The following is a 16636-nucleotide window of genomic DNA, read 5'->3' on the forward strand; positions in this document are numbered from 1 at the left end:
TCGCTCCTACTGGGCTGGCGGTGCCGGCTCCGGTTCGTTGGTTACCCGCAGCAATCCCCACAACCCGGCGGTATTGCCGTAGGCGCCATAGTCGCGGTACAGGTAGTCACCCGGGATCGCGTTGCTGCCCCCGGCGCTTGGGTGCATGAAGCTGAAGTGCGCCGCTGGCAGGATGCTTTCCCGGGCGCCGATATACATCGACATCGGGTTGTAGCCGAACCGCACCGAACCAACCCCTGGAGTACCCGACGGATACCCACCGGTATCGCTCTTCTCCGACTGGAACGGGTTGACCGACCACACGTGCCCATCCAGCTGGAAGGTCGAGCCACGACTGCCACCGGTCGGCAACAGGATGTGGGTACGGAACGGTTGGCCCGGCTTCGCATAGAGCACCGGCGTCTGTGGATCACCGCCAATCAGCGCATTGCTGTAGGCCATGTGCGCGTTGGGTACGTCGCCGTAACCGGCACCTCCGGCGTGACCGAACGGTGCATCCGGTGCCAGGCCGAAGCGGAACCACAGCGGCTCGGCCTTGTAGTTGATGGCCATGCTCGAGTTGTCCTGCGGATCGGTCGGCACCCCCATCCCTTCGGCGGCAATACCTTCCACCGGCCGGCCGTTGGCCCAGCGCATGTTCAAGGCTTTCTGCCAGACCATCGCAAAGTCGCGGTACACCGCCTGCCCTGGCGCCGTGACAGTAGCGTTGGTCTTGCGGGCGTCCTCGACCCAGGTCGCGCCAATCGGCAGGATGCTCATTGCCCCGCCAAGGCCTTTCTGCCCTTGCTTGATCACATCTGCCGGGGTGATGTTCAGCCCGCCGAACTCGACAGCGGTGGCGTTGATGTTGTCGACACTGCGACCCAGTTGCGTGACCGGTTTGCCTTCACGCTCCAGGTGCCCGGCGTAGTACTGGTAGGTACGCGTCGGGTAGGCGCCGCTGTTGCCAACCCGTGGTGGCACGGTCTGGATCGGGTTGGCGCCGACGTTGGTGCCGTCGGACTTGGTGATGTCATAGGACAGCAGCTGGGCATGCAACCCCACGTGACTGGAAGGCCGGATCAGGTTGTTGGTGAAGATGGTCGAACCCTGGCCACTGTTGCGATCACGCTTGACCAGGCCTTGCATCACGGCAGTCTGGGTCAGGTCGGGCATGATCAGCGGCAAACGGTTTTCCAGAGTGACGTTGATGCAGTCACCCGCGGCTGCGCGCAATACCAGTGGCTCTACCGGTACACCCGGTTTCATCTTGCCGGTCGTTGGGTCGAGGTCGGACTTGCGCACATACAGGATCGCGGTCGGATCATGCAGCGGCCCGCTTTGCCCACCGATGGTGATGGTTTCGCCATCCTCGGGATCGACCACCGTGACCTGCGGGATATTCACCGTCCGCGAGTTGAACACCAGGGTCCCACCCGCCGGATTCAAAGGCCCGCCGACGTGCTGGCCAAGCCCGGCAGGGTCGCCGATGACCAGGTTCAACGGGTTGCGCAGGATGTCGTTGGCCAGCGCCGCGACCACTTCATAGTTGCGTTGCACGGTCGGCCGGGTGCCGATGCCGTTGGGGTTGGCACTGATCCGTGGGCACGAACCGTCGAATGCCACGGTGTTGCGCATGCCCGCCGGTTTCGGGTTGTTGGGCACGGCGAACAGGTCGCTGCGCTGGGCCGTGTAGTTGCGCATCACGCCCCAGATGCCGTTCCAGTAGCCTTCAATCGAGGCGTCCATCGAGTACAGGTAATCACCCGTGGTCGCCGCCGAACTGGAGAGCATCGACACCGGCGCGTTGAAGCCCATCTGCTCGGAGATGCCGACCATTTGCGAGGCGCGCCAGCCGGAGTTGGAGCTCATGCCGAAGCCCGAGCCGCTCTGCAGCCATTTCACCCCGTGCAGAGTCACGTTGTGCTCTTCCTCGTGGCCACCGGCATGCAGCCGCAGGCGCACGTTGTCACCGGTGTAGGTGCGCAGCATCGGGGTGAACGGATCGCCAGCTTCCGCGCCGCCACGGTTGATGTGCGGCGGGAATAGCGTAGTGCCGCCGGTTGGCCCGGTGGCCGAGGTGACCAGATTGGGCGCCAGGTTCATCGCCGCGATCGCACGGTCGGTACGGCTTTGCATGGCGTACGCGAGGTCGCCGGCGAGGCCGTCCGCCTGCATGCCGCGTTTGCCATCCGGGCCGATTTTGTTCGGGTCATAGACCCGCAGGGCCAACGGCTCGTTGCGGTAGTTGACGACGAACATGCCCGGGTCATCCACCGAGATCGCCTGCGGGCAAGGCCGGCTTGGGCAACCTGGAACCATGCCGCCCTGCACTTCGATGATGCCGTCCAGCAGGTTGCTGGCGTTGTTGCGCACCGGCGGGTTGATGGCGTAGCGGAAGCTGTCCGCCGTGGCCGGGAACGCCGTCGGGTTAGGTACGCCATTCGGTCCGGCGCCGACATACACACCGGCTTCATAGGCGTGCTGGAAGTCGCTGTACTCGAGGAAGAACTCGCGGAAGCTATCGTTCTTGCCGTCGCCGTCCAGGTCACCGGTGGACACCACTGCCTGCCACGAAGTCGGTCCGCCGTCCTGACGGGCGCCGCTGTATAGCTGCTCGCCGGTTTCGGCGTGGAACCAGGTGGAACCGGCAGGTTCGGCGAGCACGGTGGCGTACAGGCCAATCTGTTGGTGAGTCGATGGGCCGAGGTGGTCGTGGGTGAAAATGGTGCCCAGGCCACGATCGACGCCTTTGGTGTTGACCACCGGATCGACGAACCAGCGCTGCATGGCCGTCCGTGCCCCGACCCAGTCTGCCCGGCCATATTGACCGAAGAATGGATGGTTCTTGGCTTTTGGGCAGGCCGGCGTGCCGTCACGCGGATCGGCGCCCAGGCACTGGTTGAACTCGCGAATCGCGAGGATGCGCTCCTGCACGGCGCCTGGGGAGAGCACGCCATCTTCGTAGTTCCAGCCGTTGGCCGAACCGTCGGCCGCTGTCAGGTCCCATTTGGGCAGGTGAATGTGCTGACCGATCACGTCGGTTGGGGTGCGCACCTGATAGTCGTCCATCTCGTAGACGGCCGGCACCAGGTTGGTTTGCTGGTACTGCACGCAGTCGAAGGTGTTCATGCGCATCACCAGAGGCTCTGGTGGGCGCTGCTTGGTGATCACCGGCCAGGCGTCTTCCCATAGGGCGAGAATGCGCGCTTGCGGGAAGTGGTAACCGACCTTGTTGTACACCGCGTCGAACTGAATGTTTGCCGCTTTGTAGATGCGCGGACGGTCGGCGGTGAAGGTCGAGGAACCGGTGTAGGACATGCCGTCGGCCCGTTCGCCGCTGGCAAACTCGCCAGTGCCGGCGCTGCTGGTCAGGCGTTTTTGCCGATCGTCCATGCAAGGTTCGTAGTACGGCGCGCCAGCGATTGGCAAGGCGCCGTTGGTGCGGAAGGCCTTCGCCACGATCTGGTTGCCTGGCAGCAAGGCGTAGCTGGGGTGATCTTTTTGGGCGTGGAAAGCCATGGCGGCCTGCTCGACCTCGGTGCCCTCTTCCGGCATGTAGATCGGTTTGGCGCGGGTGACTTCCTTGGAGAAATCCAGCGAAGTGGTAACGGTACGCGCTTCACCGCCGGCGGAGAAACCGTCCAGTGAGTGCCTGCCCAAACCGCCATCCCAACCACCGGACTGCGCCGGGTCGAGGTTGGCCCACAGCGAGTTGCCGCTGGTTTTCAGGGCCAGGGCCTTGGCTGCATCCAGCATGTCCAGCGGCGGAGTCGGTGGGCGTTGGCCGACCGAGGTTTCCATGCCACCGATCCAGAATGGGTAGCCAGGGTTTTTCAGGCTGCCATCGGCATTGCGGTTGGCTTCGCTGCGATCCACCAGGGCCAGCGAACCGATGGCCTGGGCGCCGCCGTTGCCGCCGTGATGTTCGCCATCATCGTCGTCTTCTTCATCGTCATCGTCGTGACCGGCCACCAGGGTTTCACCGATTTTCGGCACCACTGCGACCTTGCCTGGCATCGGCGCCATGGCTTTGCCGGGCAGCGGCACGACCGCTGGAATAGGCGTGCCGGCGATGATCTCGCCATCGGGCAAGGCCCGTGCACCCGCTGCGGGTTTGCCGCTGCGCAGGGCGTAAGGTTCGCTGTGGTAACCATCGCTACCCTGCTGCGAAACTTCGAGTTTGGTGCCTTCCTCGAATACGTCGTGCACCCGCCACATCGCCCACATGCCCTGGGCGAAGTGCGGATAGAAGTGGCAGTGATAGACCGCATCGCCGGCCACGCGGTTGCGGTTGCCCGAACCACCGTTGGCGATTTCATAGGTGTAGCCAGCGCCCGGACCAATGCCCTGGGCGTCGACGTAGTCGGAGTTGTCATCGTTGGGGTTGAACAGCCACTGATGCCCGTGCAGGTGGAAGATATGCTGCTCGTGGCCGTTGTGGGTGTTGCGGAATTTCACGAAGTCGCCGATGTAGCTGTGGTTGACGTTTGACGGCTCGGACGGGTACAGCGCCATGGTCGCCTTGACCCCGATCTGGTCGGCGCGTGGCGTTTCACCGGGGCGAATGTTTTCCAGGCCGGCGTTGGCCGGCACGTCCACCAGCATCGCTACGTCGCCGACGGTGTGCGAGCTGAGGAAGAATTCTTCGTAGGCGCAGGACAGGCAGTCGTGCATCGGCCCGACGCCCAGGCGGTTGGCGACCACTTCAGCGCCCATGCCACCCGAGCCATAGTTGATCATGAACGAATCGCGGGTCGGCTCCAGCACGTGGGCCATCACCGGGTCTGCCCAATAGGCGGGGAAGGCCTGGGTCGCGGCGGTTTCATCCTGGAACTGCGAAGCGAAGTCGCGGAACGGTTCCAGCCGGTTGGGCAACGCCGGGTTGCGTTTGCCGATGGCTTCCAGCGGGTAGGTCGAAGGCGGGAAGCTGCCGTCGGCGTTGCTGCCCATGACAATCGCGTCACTTTCGCTGGAGATGATTTCAGTGCCGTCGACCATGTTGATGATCGGCGTGCCGGCCTTGCCTTCGCGGATCCACGGCTCGCGTTGCGGGTAGCGCGCCTGGTAGTCGACGATGGGCTGACCGGTCGGGGTGCGGCCGGAGCTGGCCAGGCGCATCTCTTCTTCGGTCACGGTGTTGCGATAGCTGCGCCCGCCCTTGGGCACCACTACTACCTCGCCGAACAGGCCGTTGGCGACGTTGCCGGCATCGCCTTCACCACCAAAGGTGGCACCGCGGCTGCTGGCGGCAAACGCACCCTCGCGTTCGGCATACAGAGTGTAGGAACGGGTCGCGCCGGGGGCCACCAGAGTGTTGGCGTTGCGCCCGGTGTAGGAAGAAATATCGTCGATGCTGTTGACCGCCTGCATGCCGTTGACCTGGAAGCCAACGTGGCGATCGGTGACTTGCTCGTCGACCTTGAAGTCGTCGGCTTCGCCGATTTGTACTTCACCTTCGATCTCGCCCTCCTGTTCTTCCTCCCCATCGTCATGGCTGCCCGGGTTGGCCTGATAGGCCAGCAGGTTCTGCAGGTTGATGGTCAGGCAGTCACCGGCGGCAACGCGCAGCACCAGGGGCCGCGGACGCTTGTCCGGACGCAGCGAGACCTTGCCCGGCGCCGCCGTGCCGCCCTGGGCCAGAGAGCGATTATGGTCGTCGACCACATCGCGGCGCAGGGCGAACATCATGCCGTTGACGTTCTGCGCACCGAGGCGGTTGAACATCAGCGGCTGATCCAGCGCCACGACGTTGGCCACCAGATTGCGCTCGCAGCGCAAGGCTGCCTGGGCCGTTTCGAAGCCGAACATCGGCACCAGAAACAGCAGCAGATTAAGCAGGTGATGAGCGTTCGGTATGCCGGTCATGATCACGGACCTCGTTGGGGATGCTCACTGGGAATAGATCTCGACAAATCCCTTGAGCAATCCGCATGCCATAAAAATAATGTCTATTTATCAACGGTTTATTTGAATCACTTAACAAGTAGGGGAAAATCCCCCACCCATTCCCCCGGTTTTCGGGTTATCGCAAGAACTGTGCTGTTTTACTGATTGACGCGGTCCTGTGGGAGCCGGGCTTGCCCGCGATGGCGGCCTATCAGTCACCGCAGCTCCTGTGGGAGCAAGGCTTGCCCGCGATCGCGGCCTATCAGTCACCGCAGCTCCTGTGGGAGCAACGCTTGCCCGCGATCGCGGTGTTCCAGTCACCATTCATGTCGAATGACACACCGCCATCGCGGGCAAGCCTTGCTCCCACAGGAATCACAGGGGATTAGCGTTGCCCCACTATTGGGGAATCCCCCAATCACAGCGGTGCATCCACCGCCAGCCCCTGCAAACGCCGGTACTGGCGCAGGACACTGGGCACATAGCGCTGGGTTTCGGCGAATGGCGGGATCACCCCGCCGCGGCTGATCACCGCCTGCGGCCCGGCGTTGTAGGCCGCCACCGCGAGGGCGATGTCGTTGTCGAACAGGGTCATCAGGCGCTTGAGGTATTTGGCCCCGCCCTGGATGTTGGCCTTCGGATCGTAGACATCCTTGACCCCCAGTTCCCGGGCGGTGTCGGGCATCAACTGCATCAACCCGCCCGCGCCCTTGGGCGAGGTGGCGCCGGAGTTGTAGCTGGACTCGGCCTGGATCACCGCATGCAGCAGCGCCGCCGGTAACTGGTTCGCCGTGGCCGCTGCTGAAACCAGCTCTGCGTATGGCCGCGCGGCAATCATCTGCGGCTGCTGGTCGAGGCTGAGCTGGGCCACTTCAGGCTCTTGAATCACCCGCTCATAGTGGCGGCCGGGACGGTGCACGTTGGAAAGGACGTAGCTGCCCTTGGCGTCGACGGAAACGAACACATCGGCCTGTGCGACCCCGGCCAGCAGCAGCCCGCCCAGCAGTCCTGCAGTGAATGACTTGATCATTGGTGCCTCCCCTGACCTGCCCCGAAAAATGGGGGTAATGCCCCAATGACAAGTCGTGAAACACCGGTACGCAAGCACCGTGCCGTAACTTGGAAGGCCCGTGATACGGGGGTTGCAGGGCAATGACCGGGCATGAGCATGGCAATTGCATAAGCCGTTCGCGCGACCCTTCTGCCTATGTGTGAGGTCATCATGAATCAGTGTCAGCGCAGTACCCCTCGCTGTACCCCGCGAGCTCAACGCGGCTTTACCCTGCTCGAATTGCTGGTGGTGCTGGTGGTGCTCGGCCTGTTGGCCGGCATCGTCGCGCCGAAGTACTTTGCCCAGCTCGGGCGCTCGGAAGTGAAAGTCGCCAAGGCGCAAATCGAAGGCCTGGGCAAGGCGCTAGACTTGTACCGCCTGGAGGTCGGCCATTACCCGTCGACCGAACAGGGCTTGCAGGCACTGGTCACCGCACCCAGCGATGAAACCCGCTGGACCGGCCCCTACCTGCAAAAAAAGCTGCCCCAGGATCCATGGGGTCGCAATTACGCCTACCGCTACCCCGGTGAAAACGGCGAGTACGACCTGCTGTCCATGGGCAAGGACGGCCAACCCGGCGGCGAAGGCGAAAACGCCGAAGTCACCAGCTGGCAATGACGGGAGTGGCGACCATGCGGTTTCATCTCAAGGCAGTGGGCAAGGCCGGCGTAGTGTCGGTGACCGTCGAGGCGCAGGGCGACAGCGAGGCGCGGCGCATGGTCGAGGACCAGGGCCTGCGCGTCGTCACCCTGCACGCCGACCGGCGCTGGCAAGCGCTGCGCCTGCAAAAGCGCGAGACCTTTAACCTGGTGCTGTTCAGCCAGGAGCTGACCACACTGCTTAATGCCGGCCTTCCTTTGATCGATGCGCTGGAGAGCCTGGCGGAAAAAGAAAACGCGCCCCAGGCGCGCAAGACCTTGAGTGAGCTGGTGCGCCTGCTGTACGAGGGCAAATCTTTCTCCCAGGCGTTGGGCCAGTTGTCGGCCGTTTTCCCTCCACTCTACGTAGCGCTGGTACAGTCCAGCGAGAAGACCGGCGCCGTGGGTGATGCCCTAGGTCGTTATGTCAGCTATCGCCAGCGCATGGACGAGGTTCGCCAGAAGATCGTCAGCGCTTCGATCTACCCGATGCTGTTGCTGGTGGTGGGAGGTGGCGTGGTGTTATTCCTGATGGGCTACGTGGTGCCGCGCTTCAGCCTGGTGTTCGAGGGGCTGGGGTCGAATCTGCCGTGGCTGTCCCAGGTCCTGATGAGCTGCGGGATGTTCCTGCATGCTCACCAGGGTGAGTTTTTTGGCGGGTTGGTGGCGATCGTCGTCGCCCTCGCCTTTCTCCAGCGCCAGCCGGCGTTTCGCCGTGGCGTCGACCGCGTGATCGAAAAGCTCCCGGCGGTCCATCAACGTATTTTCATGTATGAACTGGCGCGCTTCTACCGCTCCCTGGGCATCCTGCTGCAGGGCGGCATCCCGCTGGTCACGGCCATGGGCATGGTCCGCGGCCTGCTCACCGTGCCCTCTCGCGTGCGCCTCGACCAGGCCTGCGAGCGGGTTCGCGAAGGACAATCGCTATCCGCTGCACTTGAGCTCAATCACCTGGTGACACCGGTGTCCCTGCGCCTGCTGCGCGCTGGCGAACAGTCCGGCAACCTCGGGCAAATGATGGAGCGCAGTGCCGACTTTTATGACGAGGAAATCAGTCGCTGGATCGAGTGGTTCGTGCGGCTGTTCGAGCCGCTGCTCATGACGTTCATTGGCCTGTTGATCGGGGTGATCGTGATTCTGATGTACATCCCCATTTTCGAACTGGCCTCGAGTATTCATTGATACACCCACAACAAGACGGAGTTCGATATGCACATGAAGAAGCTTTTGCTCGCAATGGCTATTGGCGCAGTTCTGTCGGCATCGACAGTATTGATTCCGGATGGTTTGTCCGGAATGTCGAGTGCTCAGGCGAAGGATGGTAGTGGTGGAGGTGGTGGCGGGAGTGGTGGAGGGGGCGGCGGAGGAAGTGGTGGTGGTGGTGGTGGCGGTGGAAGTGGCGGTGGTGGAAGTGGCGGTGGTGGCGGTGGTGGAAGTGGCGGCGGCGGCGGAAGTGGTGGCGGTGGTAATGGCGGAGGTGGCAGCGGTGGCGGCAATGGTGGCGGTCACGGAGGCAGCGGAAGCGGTGGCAATGGTGGCAGCAGCGGTGGTAGTGGCGGCGGCAACAGCGGTAGCGGTCACAGCGGCAGCGACCATGGCTCGGGCCATTCCGGCAACTCTGCTTCATCCTCCTCGGGGCGCAGTGGCACCCACAATGAGCCAGGTGACGACCACGGCGTACATCGCGCCGGTGAAGTTGGTGACGACCACGGCGTGCATCGCGCCGGTGAAGTTGGTGACGACCACGGCGTGCATCGCGCCGGTGAAGTTGGAGACGACCGCGGTGTACATGCCAACGGTGAAGTCGGTGACGACCGTGGCGTACATGCCAACGGTGAAGTTGGCGATGACCGCGGTGTGCATGTCGGTGGCGAGCCTGGCGATGACAAAAGGTCCTGACCAACGCTGATCTCGGAGCACCGTAGGAGCTGCGTAGGAGCTGCCGAGTGAAACGAGGCTGCGATCTTTTGATCTGGCTGTTCAAAAATCAGATCAAAAGATCGCAGCCTCGTTTCACTCCGCAGCTCCTACGGGGTACGGATCACGGGGCGGTATTGTTCAATCGCTCGCGCAAAAACTCGATCAACGCCTGCACCGGCCTCGACCCCTGACGATGCTGTGGATACACCGCCGACAACACCAACGGCTCCGGACGAAACTCATCCAGCACCGGCACCAGCCTGCCCTCCTTCAATGCCGCACCCACGATGAATGTCGGCAGATAGGTAATGCCCATGCCGGCTACCGCCGCATCCCTGAGCAATTCCCCGTTATTGACCCGCATCCTCCCGGTCACCTGCACCACCAGTGGCTTGCCCTGCCCTTCGAAGCGCCATTGCACCTGGCGGCCGTGGCCATACGGCAGGCAATCGTGTGCGTGCAGATCTTGCGGATTCAACGGCGTGCCGCGCTCGGCCAGGTACCCAGGGCTGGCGCAATACACTCGCTCGATCGAAGTAATGCGTCGGGCAATCAGCGTCGAATCTTCCAGACTACCGATGCGCAGCGCCAGGTCGTAGCCCTCGCTGAGCAGGTCAACCGGCCGGTCGCTCAGGTCCACCTCCACCGTGACGTCGCGGTAGCGCTGCAGGAATTGCGGCAGCAAGCAGCCCAGATGCGCCACGGCAAATGACAACGGCGCACTCACGCGGATGGTACCGCGAGGCTCGGTGGTCTGGCCGGCGATGCCCTGCTCCACTTGCTCCACTTCACTCAGCAGGCGCAAGGCCGACTCGTAGTAGCTCTGCCCCAACGGCGTGACATCCAGGCGCCGGGTGGAGCGGTTGAGCAACCGCACGCCCAGGCGCTCTTCAAGTTGCATCAGCCGGCGGCTGACGAACTGCTTGGACAGGCCCAACTGATCGGCGGCAGCGGTGAAGCTGCCGGAGTCCATGACCTGGCAGAAAATGCGCATATCTTCGAATGGGTTCATTGTCACGTCTTGGTTGACAGTCAAACACTTTATAACGGCTTTCCTTTTCTGACACCCTATTAATCTGTGCCTACCGCCGGACGTGTAGGAGCTGCCGGAGGCCGCGATCTTCTGATTGCAGGTTGTGAAACGGTTATGTGCTGGAGTTGCCGGTGAAGGGTTTGCTGGCGACGTCCGGGGTGGTGGCGATCGTGGTCGGTTTGGCATTGCAAAGCACCCTGAGCGACGTGTTCTCCGGGATCGTGCTCAACACTACCAAGCCGTATCAGGTGGATGACTGGATCATGATTGACGGCGTCGAAGGCCACGTTGACCTCGTGCATCATTTGCCGGATCGACAAGTCCCTGGCCCGCCAATGCATGGAGGAGCGCGTGGAAGTGGGTCGGGCGTTGAATAAATTGCAGGCGGTGCGGCAGCAGAACAGTCGGTTGGCGTTGCTGGCCAAGCCGGTGCCGGTCAAGAAAGGTGGGGTTTTAGGATGGCTGAAGAACCGTCCGGCATGAAGCATCCCCCACTGTGGGAGCGAGCCTGCTCGCGATGGACGAAAGAACACCGCGTGCATTCAGGCAACACGCGTCATCGTTAACGTCCATCGCGAGCAGGCTCGCTCCCACAGGGGGCCGGGTTTACCCAGATAACAGCAACCGAGTTCCACAGGCATGTGATGTTGGCTGGGAATGCTTATTTCGAGCTCAGCACCGAATAGCTGTTCATCAGGTTGCGGTAGTTGGGAATGCGCGGCGACAGCAGGTTGGCCAGGCCTTCCATGTCGTTGCGCCAGTCGCCCTGCAGCTCGCAGGCTACCGAGAACCAGTTGACCAGTTGTGCGCCAGCCGCAGCCATGCGCGCCCAGGCGGCTTGTTGCACGGTTTCGTTGAAGGTGCCGGAAGCGTCGGTGACCACGAACACTTCGAAGCCTTCAGCCAGCGCCGAGAGCGTCGGGAAGGTCACGCACACGTCGGTCACGACGCCGGCGATGATCAGTTGCTTGCGCCCGGTGGCCTTGACCGCCTTGACGAAATCTTCGTTGTCCCACGCGTTGATCTGGCCAGGGCGGGGAATGTACGGTGCGTCCGGGAATTGTTCTTTCAACTCCGGAACCATCGGGCCGTTCGGGCCATTTTCGAAGCTGGTGGTCAGGATGGTTGGCAGTTTGAAGAACTTGGCCACGTCGCCCAGGGCCAGCACGTTGTTCTTGAATTCATTCGGCGAGAAATCCTGGACCAGCGAGATCAGGCCGGTCTGGTGGTCGACCAGCAGCACCACGGCGTCATCTTTGTTCAGGCGCTTGTAGGGAACATTGCTCATGTGAAACTCCTCGTTGGATGGGTATTACGTACGGCGCCGAGCCTGTCGCCCGGCGCCTGCTGGATAGGATCAGAACGCGAAACACGAGCAGCCGAAGGCGCCCCAGAAGCCGGTAAAATCGCTCACCGGAGCGTTCGACAGACGCGCCCGATCATGGCTGTGGGCATGCACGCCGCACGGTCCGCTGCAGTGGTGAACCTGGGCCTGCACCGGCGAGGTCGGGCGCCAGTGGCCAGGGACTTTTACCACCGGTGACCAGTCCGGCAGCACCGGCACGCTGGCCGGGCCGAGTTTTTCGAAGTCGCCCGCGGCATACACTACTTTGCCGCCGACCACGGTCAGCACCGACTCGATCCACTTGATGGCTTCTTCGTCGACGCTGAAAAAATCCGCGCTCAAGGCGGCAACATCGGCCAATTGACCGACCTTGATCATGCCCTTCTTACCCTGTTCGGATGAGAACCAGGCGCTGCCGTGGGTGAACAGTTCCAGCGCGGTCTGCCGCGAGAGCCCTTCGCTGTGCAGCTCCAGGCCACCCACCGTGCGACCGCTGACCATCCAGTACAGCGAAGTCCACGGGTTGTAGCTGGACACCCGGGTGGCATCGGTGCCGGCACCGACCGGCACGCCTTCGGCCAGCATGCGCTTGATGGGGGGCGTAGCCTCGGCAGCTTTGGCGCCGTAGCGCTCGACAAAATATTCGCCCTGGAACGCCATGCGATCCTGGATCGCAATGCCGCCACCCAGCGCCCTCACCCGCTCGATGTTCTGTGGTGTGATCGTTTCGGCGTGATCGAAAAACCACGGCAAGCCATTGAATGGAATATCGCGATTGACCTTCTCGAACACGTCGAGCATGCGGCTGATCGATTCGTTGTAAGTGGCGTGCAGGCGGAACGGCCAGCGTTGCTCGACGAGGTGGCGCACCACCGGCTCCAGCTCGTCTTCCATGCTCTGCGGCAGGTCCGGGCGCGGTTCGAGGAAGTCCTCGAAATCCGCGGCGGAGAACACCAGCATCTCCCCGGCACCGTTGTGTCGCAGAAAGTCGTCGCCCTGGTGCAGGGTGACGCTGCTGGTCCAGTTCTTGAAGTCGGTGAGCTCTTCCTTGGGCTTCTGGGTGAACAGGTTGTAGGCGATGCGGATGGTCAGCTGCTGGTCCTTGGCCAACTGCTCGATCACCTGGTAATCGTCCGGGTAGTTCTGGAATCCGCCGCCGGCATCGATGGCGCTGGTGAGACCGAGACGGTTGAGTTCGCGCATGAACTGGCGAGTCGAGTTGACCTGGTACTCCAGCGGCAGTTTCGGCCCCTTGGCCAGAGTCGAGTACAGGATCATCGCGTTGGGACGCGCTACCAGCATGCCGGTTGGGTCACCGTTGGCGTCCCGGACGATCTCGCCACCCGGCGGGTTCGGGGTGTTGCGGGTGTAGCCCGCCACTCGCAGGGCGGCGCGGTTGAGCAATGCGCGATCGTACAGGTGGAGGACGAACACCGGGGTGTCCGGCGCCGCCTGGTTCAACTCTTCCAGGGTCGGCATGCGTTTTTCGGCGAACTGGAATTCGTTCCAGCCACCCACCACCCGCACCCACTGCGGGGTCGGCGTACGGTCGGCCTGTTCCTTGAGCATGCGCAGGGCATCGGCCACTGACGGCACGCCTTCCCAGCGCAGCTCGAGGTTGTAGTTCAGGCCGCCACGGATCAAGTGCAGGTGCGAGTCGTTGAGGCCGGGGATGACACAGCGGCCCTTGAGGTCGATGACTTGAGTGCTCGCACCGCGCAGGGCCATGGCCTGGGCGTCGGTGCCGACCGCGATGAAACGGCCGTCGCTGATGGCCACGGCACTGGCGTTCGGGTTTTCCCGGTCGACGGTGTGAAACTGGCCGTTGAACAGAATCAGATCGGCGTTCATTGGTTTTCCTTGGGCTCAGGGGTAGGAGACAGCCAGGGCGCGAACAGGCGCGTCGCCATCGGCATGAACAGGTACACCACCGAAACGACGATGGTGAGGGTGATCAGAAACGTCGCGACCACGTAGTTGGAGAGGAAGGCATTGAGTTGCAGCAGCGGTCCCCAGATCAGCGGCACCAGCAGGGTGTGCGGCAGAATCACCAGCAGCGTGACCACCGCCTGCTTCCAACGCGGTGGCGCGGGCGATGCGCTGTCGGCTTGTGGGGCAAACCAGAATTCGTTGACCGGATTGACTTCGGTCTGATCGCCGTCGGCGAGCATCGGCGTGGCGTCGCTCACCAGTTGCAGGCGTTGCGGCGAATCGAGCCAGCGCTGCATGGCGTCCGTGGAGCAGAAGCGCAGCACGCAGGTGTACATGTCGAGACCGGCGTTCTTGCCGCGCATCACGTCCACCCCCAGGTGCCCATCCTGCTGTCCGGCAATGCTGACGATATTGCGCAACCAGGCTTCATAGGGCACTTCGAAACCGGCCTTGACCCGGTGTTTGATCACCAGGGTCACGACCTCATCAAAGCCGCGTGCGGGGGTGTGCAGTGGGGTGGATTCAGACATGAGGCAAGACTCCGCGGAATCGGAGGTTGAACTTCAGACATCCGGGGCACGCATAGCAATGCGGTACACAGGATCGTCAGTCAGCTCAACTGTCCGGAAAACTATCGGCCTCAAAGGGCAGGCATCTGAGGGAATAATGCCGAGAGTGCGTGATGGGGAATTGGATGTATGTGCTGTTTTGGCCAGCGGTGCGGTCCTCAGTTTCGCACCAGATACCATCGCAACCGCAATTTGGCGGGTCTCCACGAGACCCCAGGGATGCGAGCAGGACTACGACAATCAAGTCCGCCTGAGATCCGCTGCGGTGCCTGAAAGTCCGACCGGAGCTGATGCTGGTGTTGGGACAGCAGGTGCAGGAGCCGAACGAGTAACGGTCAATCCTCGCTGAATCATTTGGGTAACAAGGTGGTCGACGTTGGGACTCGGCCTTAATCGCTCAGCGGCGGCCTGATCCGAGAACTCTTGACCGCTCAACACCCGGCGAAGGCCTGAAGCCTGACTTCGCGAAACCGGAGAAACTGCGGTATCCGTTCGGACCATCATAAACGGAGGCACGGCGCTGCTACGGGATGTACTACCGGCTGCATCAGATACAGAGGTCATTTCACTTTGTACGGATTTAACTCTATGGACTGGTACCACCTTGAAATCCCTTGGAGCTCCTCCCCTTGCTAAGCGTTTTAAGCTAGTGCCTGGGTTACGACTCTTGTTGAACACCGAAGGATAAAGGACTGCAGTTTTTGATGAATCGCTTCCAGCGATAACCGTTCGAATCTTGCGCACTACTGCCCTTGGCAACACAGGCGCATGTCCTGAGGGATCATTTCGATTCACGGGTTCAGCGCCGCAATATGCATAGGCGTTAAGTCCACCGTCCCCAAACGGACTCCAGCTGTCCGGGCTGTTAAACTGCATCAACACTGGGTTAAACGCTCTATAACCCATGCCTAGCAAGTAGTGTCCCGTCGCCGGCTCCGCCCATTCCCCCTTAAAGCCGAGCAGGCTGCCGTGTGACGGACGATATCCATAGACTGTATAGACCAGCGTGTTTGTCCCGGTCGATTCAAGCACCTTCAACACGGATTGGTTATTGTCGGTGGCAAGTAGACGCGTTTTCATTTCACCGGGCTCTTGTGATTACTGCTTGCTGAAAGACAGGTGTCTCAGGAGGCTACTACTCTTCCGCATTTTGCAGCAGTTGGGTACTAGCAGAAATGATAGGACGCGCTGAAGCTGAGTGCGCTCACTGCGTGTGAAATTTGCTCCCACAGGGTTTATTCCTGCCGGAGCGAACGAGTCGCTACTGTGTCTGAACTGCAAGAGGCCGCGACATGAAGTCGCTGATCCGCGAGCGCAGCCAGCGTTCGGCCGGGTCGTTGTCGTGCACCCCGCTCCAGGCCATCGAGAGCTGCGCGGCCGCGATCGGAAATGGTGGATCCTCGGCGCGCAGGGCGCAGCCTTCGACCAGTGCGCAGGCTGCGTAATCCGGGACGGTGGCGATCATCTCGGTGCCTGCCAGCAAGGCGCGCAGGCCACTGAACTGCGGCACGCCCAGGACTACCCGGCGATTGCGGCCGATCTTCGCCAGGTCGAGGTCGATATTGCCGCTCAGGTCCCCGGAAAACGACACCATCGCATGGGGTCGCGCGCAGTAGTCATCCAGCGTCAGCGGGCCCGGGCGCTTGTCGCCGCGCAGCACCTTGCAGGGAATGTCGCGCAAGGTCTTGCGCTTGGCATTGGCCGGCAGGTCCGTGGTGTAGCTGACCCCGACGGAGATTTCCCCGGAAGCCAGCAGCGCCGGCATCAACAGGTAATTCGCCCGGCGCACCACCACGATAATCCCCGGCGCTTCCTCGCGCAGTTGCGTCAGCAGTGGCGGGAACAGGCCGAACTCGGCATCGTCCGACAGCCCGATTCGAAACACATCGCTGCTGGTGGCCGGATCGAATTCCTTGGCCCGGCTGACCGCACCGGAGATGGTGTCCATCGCCGGCTGCAGCTCCTTGAGAATCGCCAGGGCGCGCGCCGTCGGTTCCATGGCCCGACCGTTACGCAACAACAACGGATCGTCGAACAGGTCGCGCAAGCGCCCCAGCGCCGCACTCACTGCCGGCTGGCCCATGAACAGTTTTTCCGCGACACGGGTCAGGTTCTTTTCGAACATGAGAGCTTCGAAAATCACCAGCAGGTTCATGTCGACGCGGCGCAGATCGTTACGGTTCATGGGGCACGGTTCCCTGTTGGCTTAGAGGGCGATTGTGTCTGACTTTGTTCCTGGATGCCCGGTGTAAACACGGAATTAACAACGTTTAACTCGCC

General features: G+C 62.2%; 10 protein-coding genes and 2 pseudogenes. 4 read left to right on the forward strand and 8 right to left on the reverse strand.

From position 1 onward, the window contains the following. Positions 1-6: 6 nt before the first annotated feature. Both mnxG and ACYZTK_RS04940 read right to left on the reverse strand, forming a co-directional pair. Positions 7-5847, reverse strand: a complete 5841-nt coding sequence (gene mnxG, locus ACYZTK_RS04935) for a manganese-oxidizing multicopper oxidase MnxG (RefSeq protein ID WP_462013417.1) — start codon at positions 5845-5847, stop codon at positions 7-9. 439 nt (positions 5848-6286) lie between these two features. Further along, positions 6287-6898: a lytic transglycosylase domain-containing protein gene (locus ACYZTK_RS04940; RefSeq protein WP_462013418.1), complete on the reverse strand. Its 612-nt coding sequence runs from the start codon at positions 6896-6898 to the stop codon at positions 6287-6289. A 192-nt stretch (positions 6899-7090) separates the two neighbouring features. Here ACYZTK_RS04940 and gspG point away from each other — a divergent pair, with 192 nt between their 5' ends. The 3 genes from gspG to ACYZTK_RS04955 are packed head-to-tail and all read left to right on the forward strand — an operon-like array spanning position 7091 to position 9456. Next, positions 7091-7537 carry a type II secretion system major pseudopilin GspG gene (gspG, locus tag ACYZTK_RS04945; RefSeq protein WP_462013419.1) on the forward strand — a complete coding sequence of 149 codons (447 nt, stop codon included), beginning with the start codon at positions 7091-7093 and terminating at the stop codon, positions 7535-7537. A 14-nt stretch (positions 7538-7551) separates the two neighbouring features. Beyond that, positions 7552-8739, forward strand: coding sequence for a type II secretion system F family protein (locus tag ACYZTK_RS04950; protein ID WP_462013420.1), 1188 nt, complete (start codon positions 7552-7554; stop codon positions 8737-8739). A 27-nt stretch (positions 8740-8766) separates the two neighbouring features. Next, positions 8767-9456 carry a hypothetical protein gene (locus ACYZTK_RS04955; RefSeq protein WP_462013421.1) on the forward strand — a complete coding sequence of 230 codons (690 nt, stop codon included), beginning with the start codon at positions 8767-8769 and terminating at the stop codon, positions 9454-9456. A gap of 142 nt (positions 9457-9598) precedes the next feature. On the opposite strand, the gene ACYZTK_RS04960 is transcribed toward ACYZTK_RS04955, so the two are convergent. After that, positions 9599-10489, reverse strand: coding sequence for a LysR family transcriptional regulator (locus ACYZTK_RS04960; protein WP_462013422.1), 891 nt, complete (start codon positions 10487-10489; stop codon positions 9599-9601). A 131-nt stretch (positions 10490-10620) separates the two neighbouring features. Here ACYZTK_RS04960 and ACYZTK_RS04965 point away from each other — a divergent pair. Further along, positions 10621-10800, forward strand: a pseudogene (locus ACYZTK_RS04965) (mechanosensitive ion channel domain-containing protein); the annotation flags it as partial. Positions 10801-11171: 371 nt separating this feature from the next. Here ACYZTK_RS04965 and ycaC read toward each other — a convergent pair. The 5 genes and pseudogenes from ycaC to ACYZTK_RS04990 all read right to left on the reverse strand — a co-directional run bounded on the left by ycaC (position 11172) and on the right by ACYZTK_RS04990 (position 16541). After that, on the reverse strand, positions 11172-11798 hold the full coding sequence (ycaC, locus tag ACYZTK_RS04970) for an isochorismate family cysteine hydrolase YcaC (RefSeq protein WP_045061273.1): 627 nt from the start codon (positions 11796-11798) through the stop codon (positions 11172-11174). A gap of 69 nt (positions 11799-11867) precedes the next feature. After that, entirely contained in the window at positions 11868-13706 is a 1839-nt protein-coding gene (locus tag ACYZTK_RS04975; protein WP_462013423.1) for an amidohydrolase, read from the reverse strand. Further along, positions 13703-14317 (reverse strand): antibiotic biosynthesis monooxygenase, encoded by a 615-nt coding sequence (locus tag ACYZTK_RS04980; protein WP_462013424.1) that lies wholly within the window; start codon positions 14315-14317, stop codon positions 13703-13705. Before ACYZTK_RS04980 ends, ACYZTK_RS04975 begins: the two co-directional genes overlap by 4 nt. 801 nt (positions 14318-15118) lie before the next feature. Beyond that, positions 15119-15424: pseudogene (locus ACYZTK_RS04985) on the reverse strand (RHS repeat-associated core domain-containing protein); the annotation flags it as partial. 193 nt (positions 15425-15617) lie between these two features. Continuing rightward, positions 15618-16541, reverse strand: a complete 924-nt coding sequence (locus tag ACYZTK_RS04990; RefSeq protein WP_462013425.1) for a LysR family transcriptional regulator — start codon at positions 16539-16541, stop codon at positions 15618-15620. Positions 16542-16636: the final 95 nt, after the last annotated feature.

The organism is Pseudomonas sp. LB3P31, assembly GCF_054897945.1.

Coding starts and splice junctions, on each gene's coding strand:
- ACYZTK_RS04975 (WP_462013423.1), bottom strand. CDS start 13,706: ATGAACGCCGATCTGATTCTGTTCAACGGCCAGTTTCACACCGTCGAC.
- gspG (WP_462013419.1), top strand. CDS start 7,091: ATGAATCAGTGTCAGCGCAGTACCCCTCGCTGTACCCCGCGAGCTCAA.
- mnxG (WP_462013417.1), bottom strand. CDS start 5,847: ATGACCGGCATACCGAACGCTCATCACCTGCTTAATCTGCTGCTGTTT.
- ACYZTK_RS04950 (WP_462013420.1), top strand. CDS start 7,552: ATGCGGTTTCATCTCAAGGCAGTGGGCAAGGCCGGCGTAGTGTCGGTG.
- ACYZTK_RS04955 (WP_462013421.1), top strand. CDS start 8,767: ATGCACATGAAGAAGCTTTTGCTCGCAATGGCTATTGGCGCAGTTCTG.
- ACYZTK_RS04960 (WP_462013422.1), bottom strand. CDS start 10,489: ATGAACCCATTCGAAGATATGCGCATTTTCTGCCAGGTCATGGACTCC.
- ycaC (WP_045061273.1), bottom strand. CDS start 11,798: ATGAGCAATGTTCCCTACAAGCGCCTGAACAAAGATGACGCCGTGGTG.
- ACYZTK_RS04980 (WP_462013424.1), bottom strand. CDS start 14,317: ATGTCTGAATCCACCCCACTGCACACCCCCGCACGCGGCTTTGATGAG.
- ACYZTK_RS04990 (WP_462013425.1), bottom strand. CDS start 16,541: ATGAACCGTAACGATCTGCGCCGCGTCGACATGAACCTGCTGGTGATT.
- ACYZTK_RS04940 (WP_462013418.1), bottom strand. CDS start 6,898: ATGATCAAGTCATTCACTGCAGGACTGCTGGGCGGGCTGCTGCTGGCC.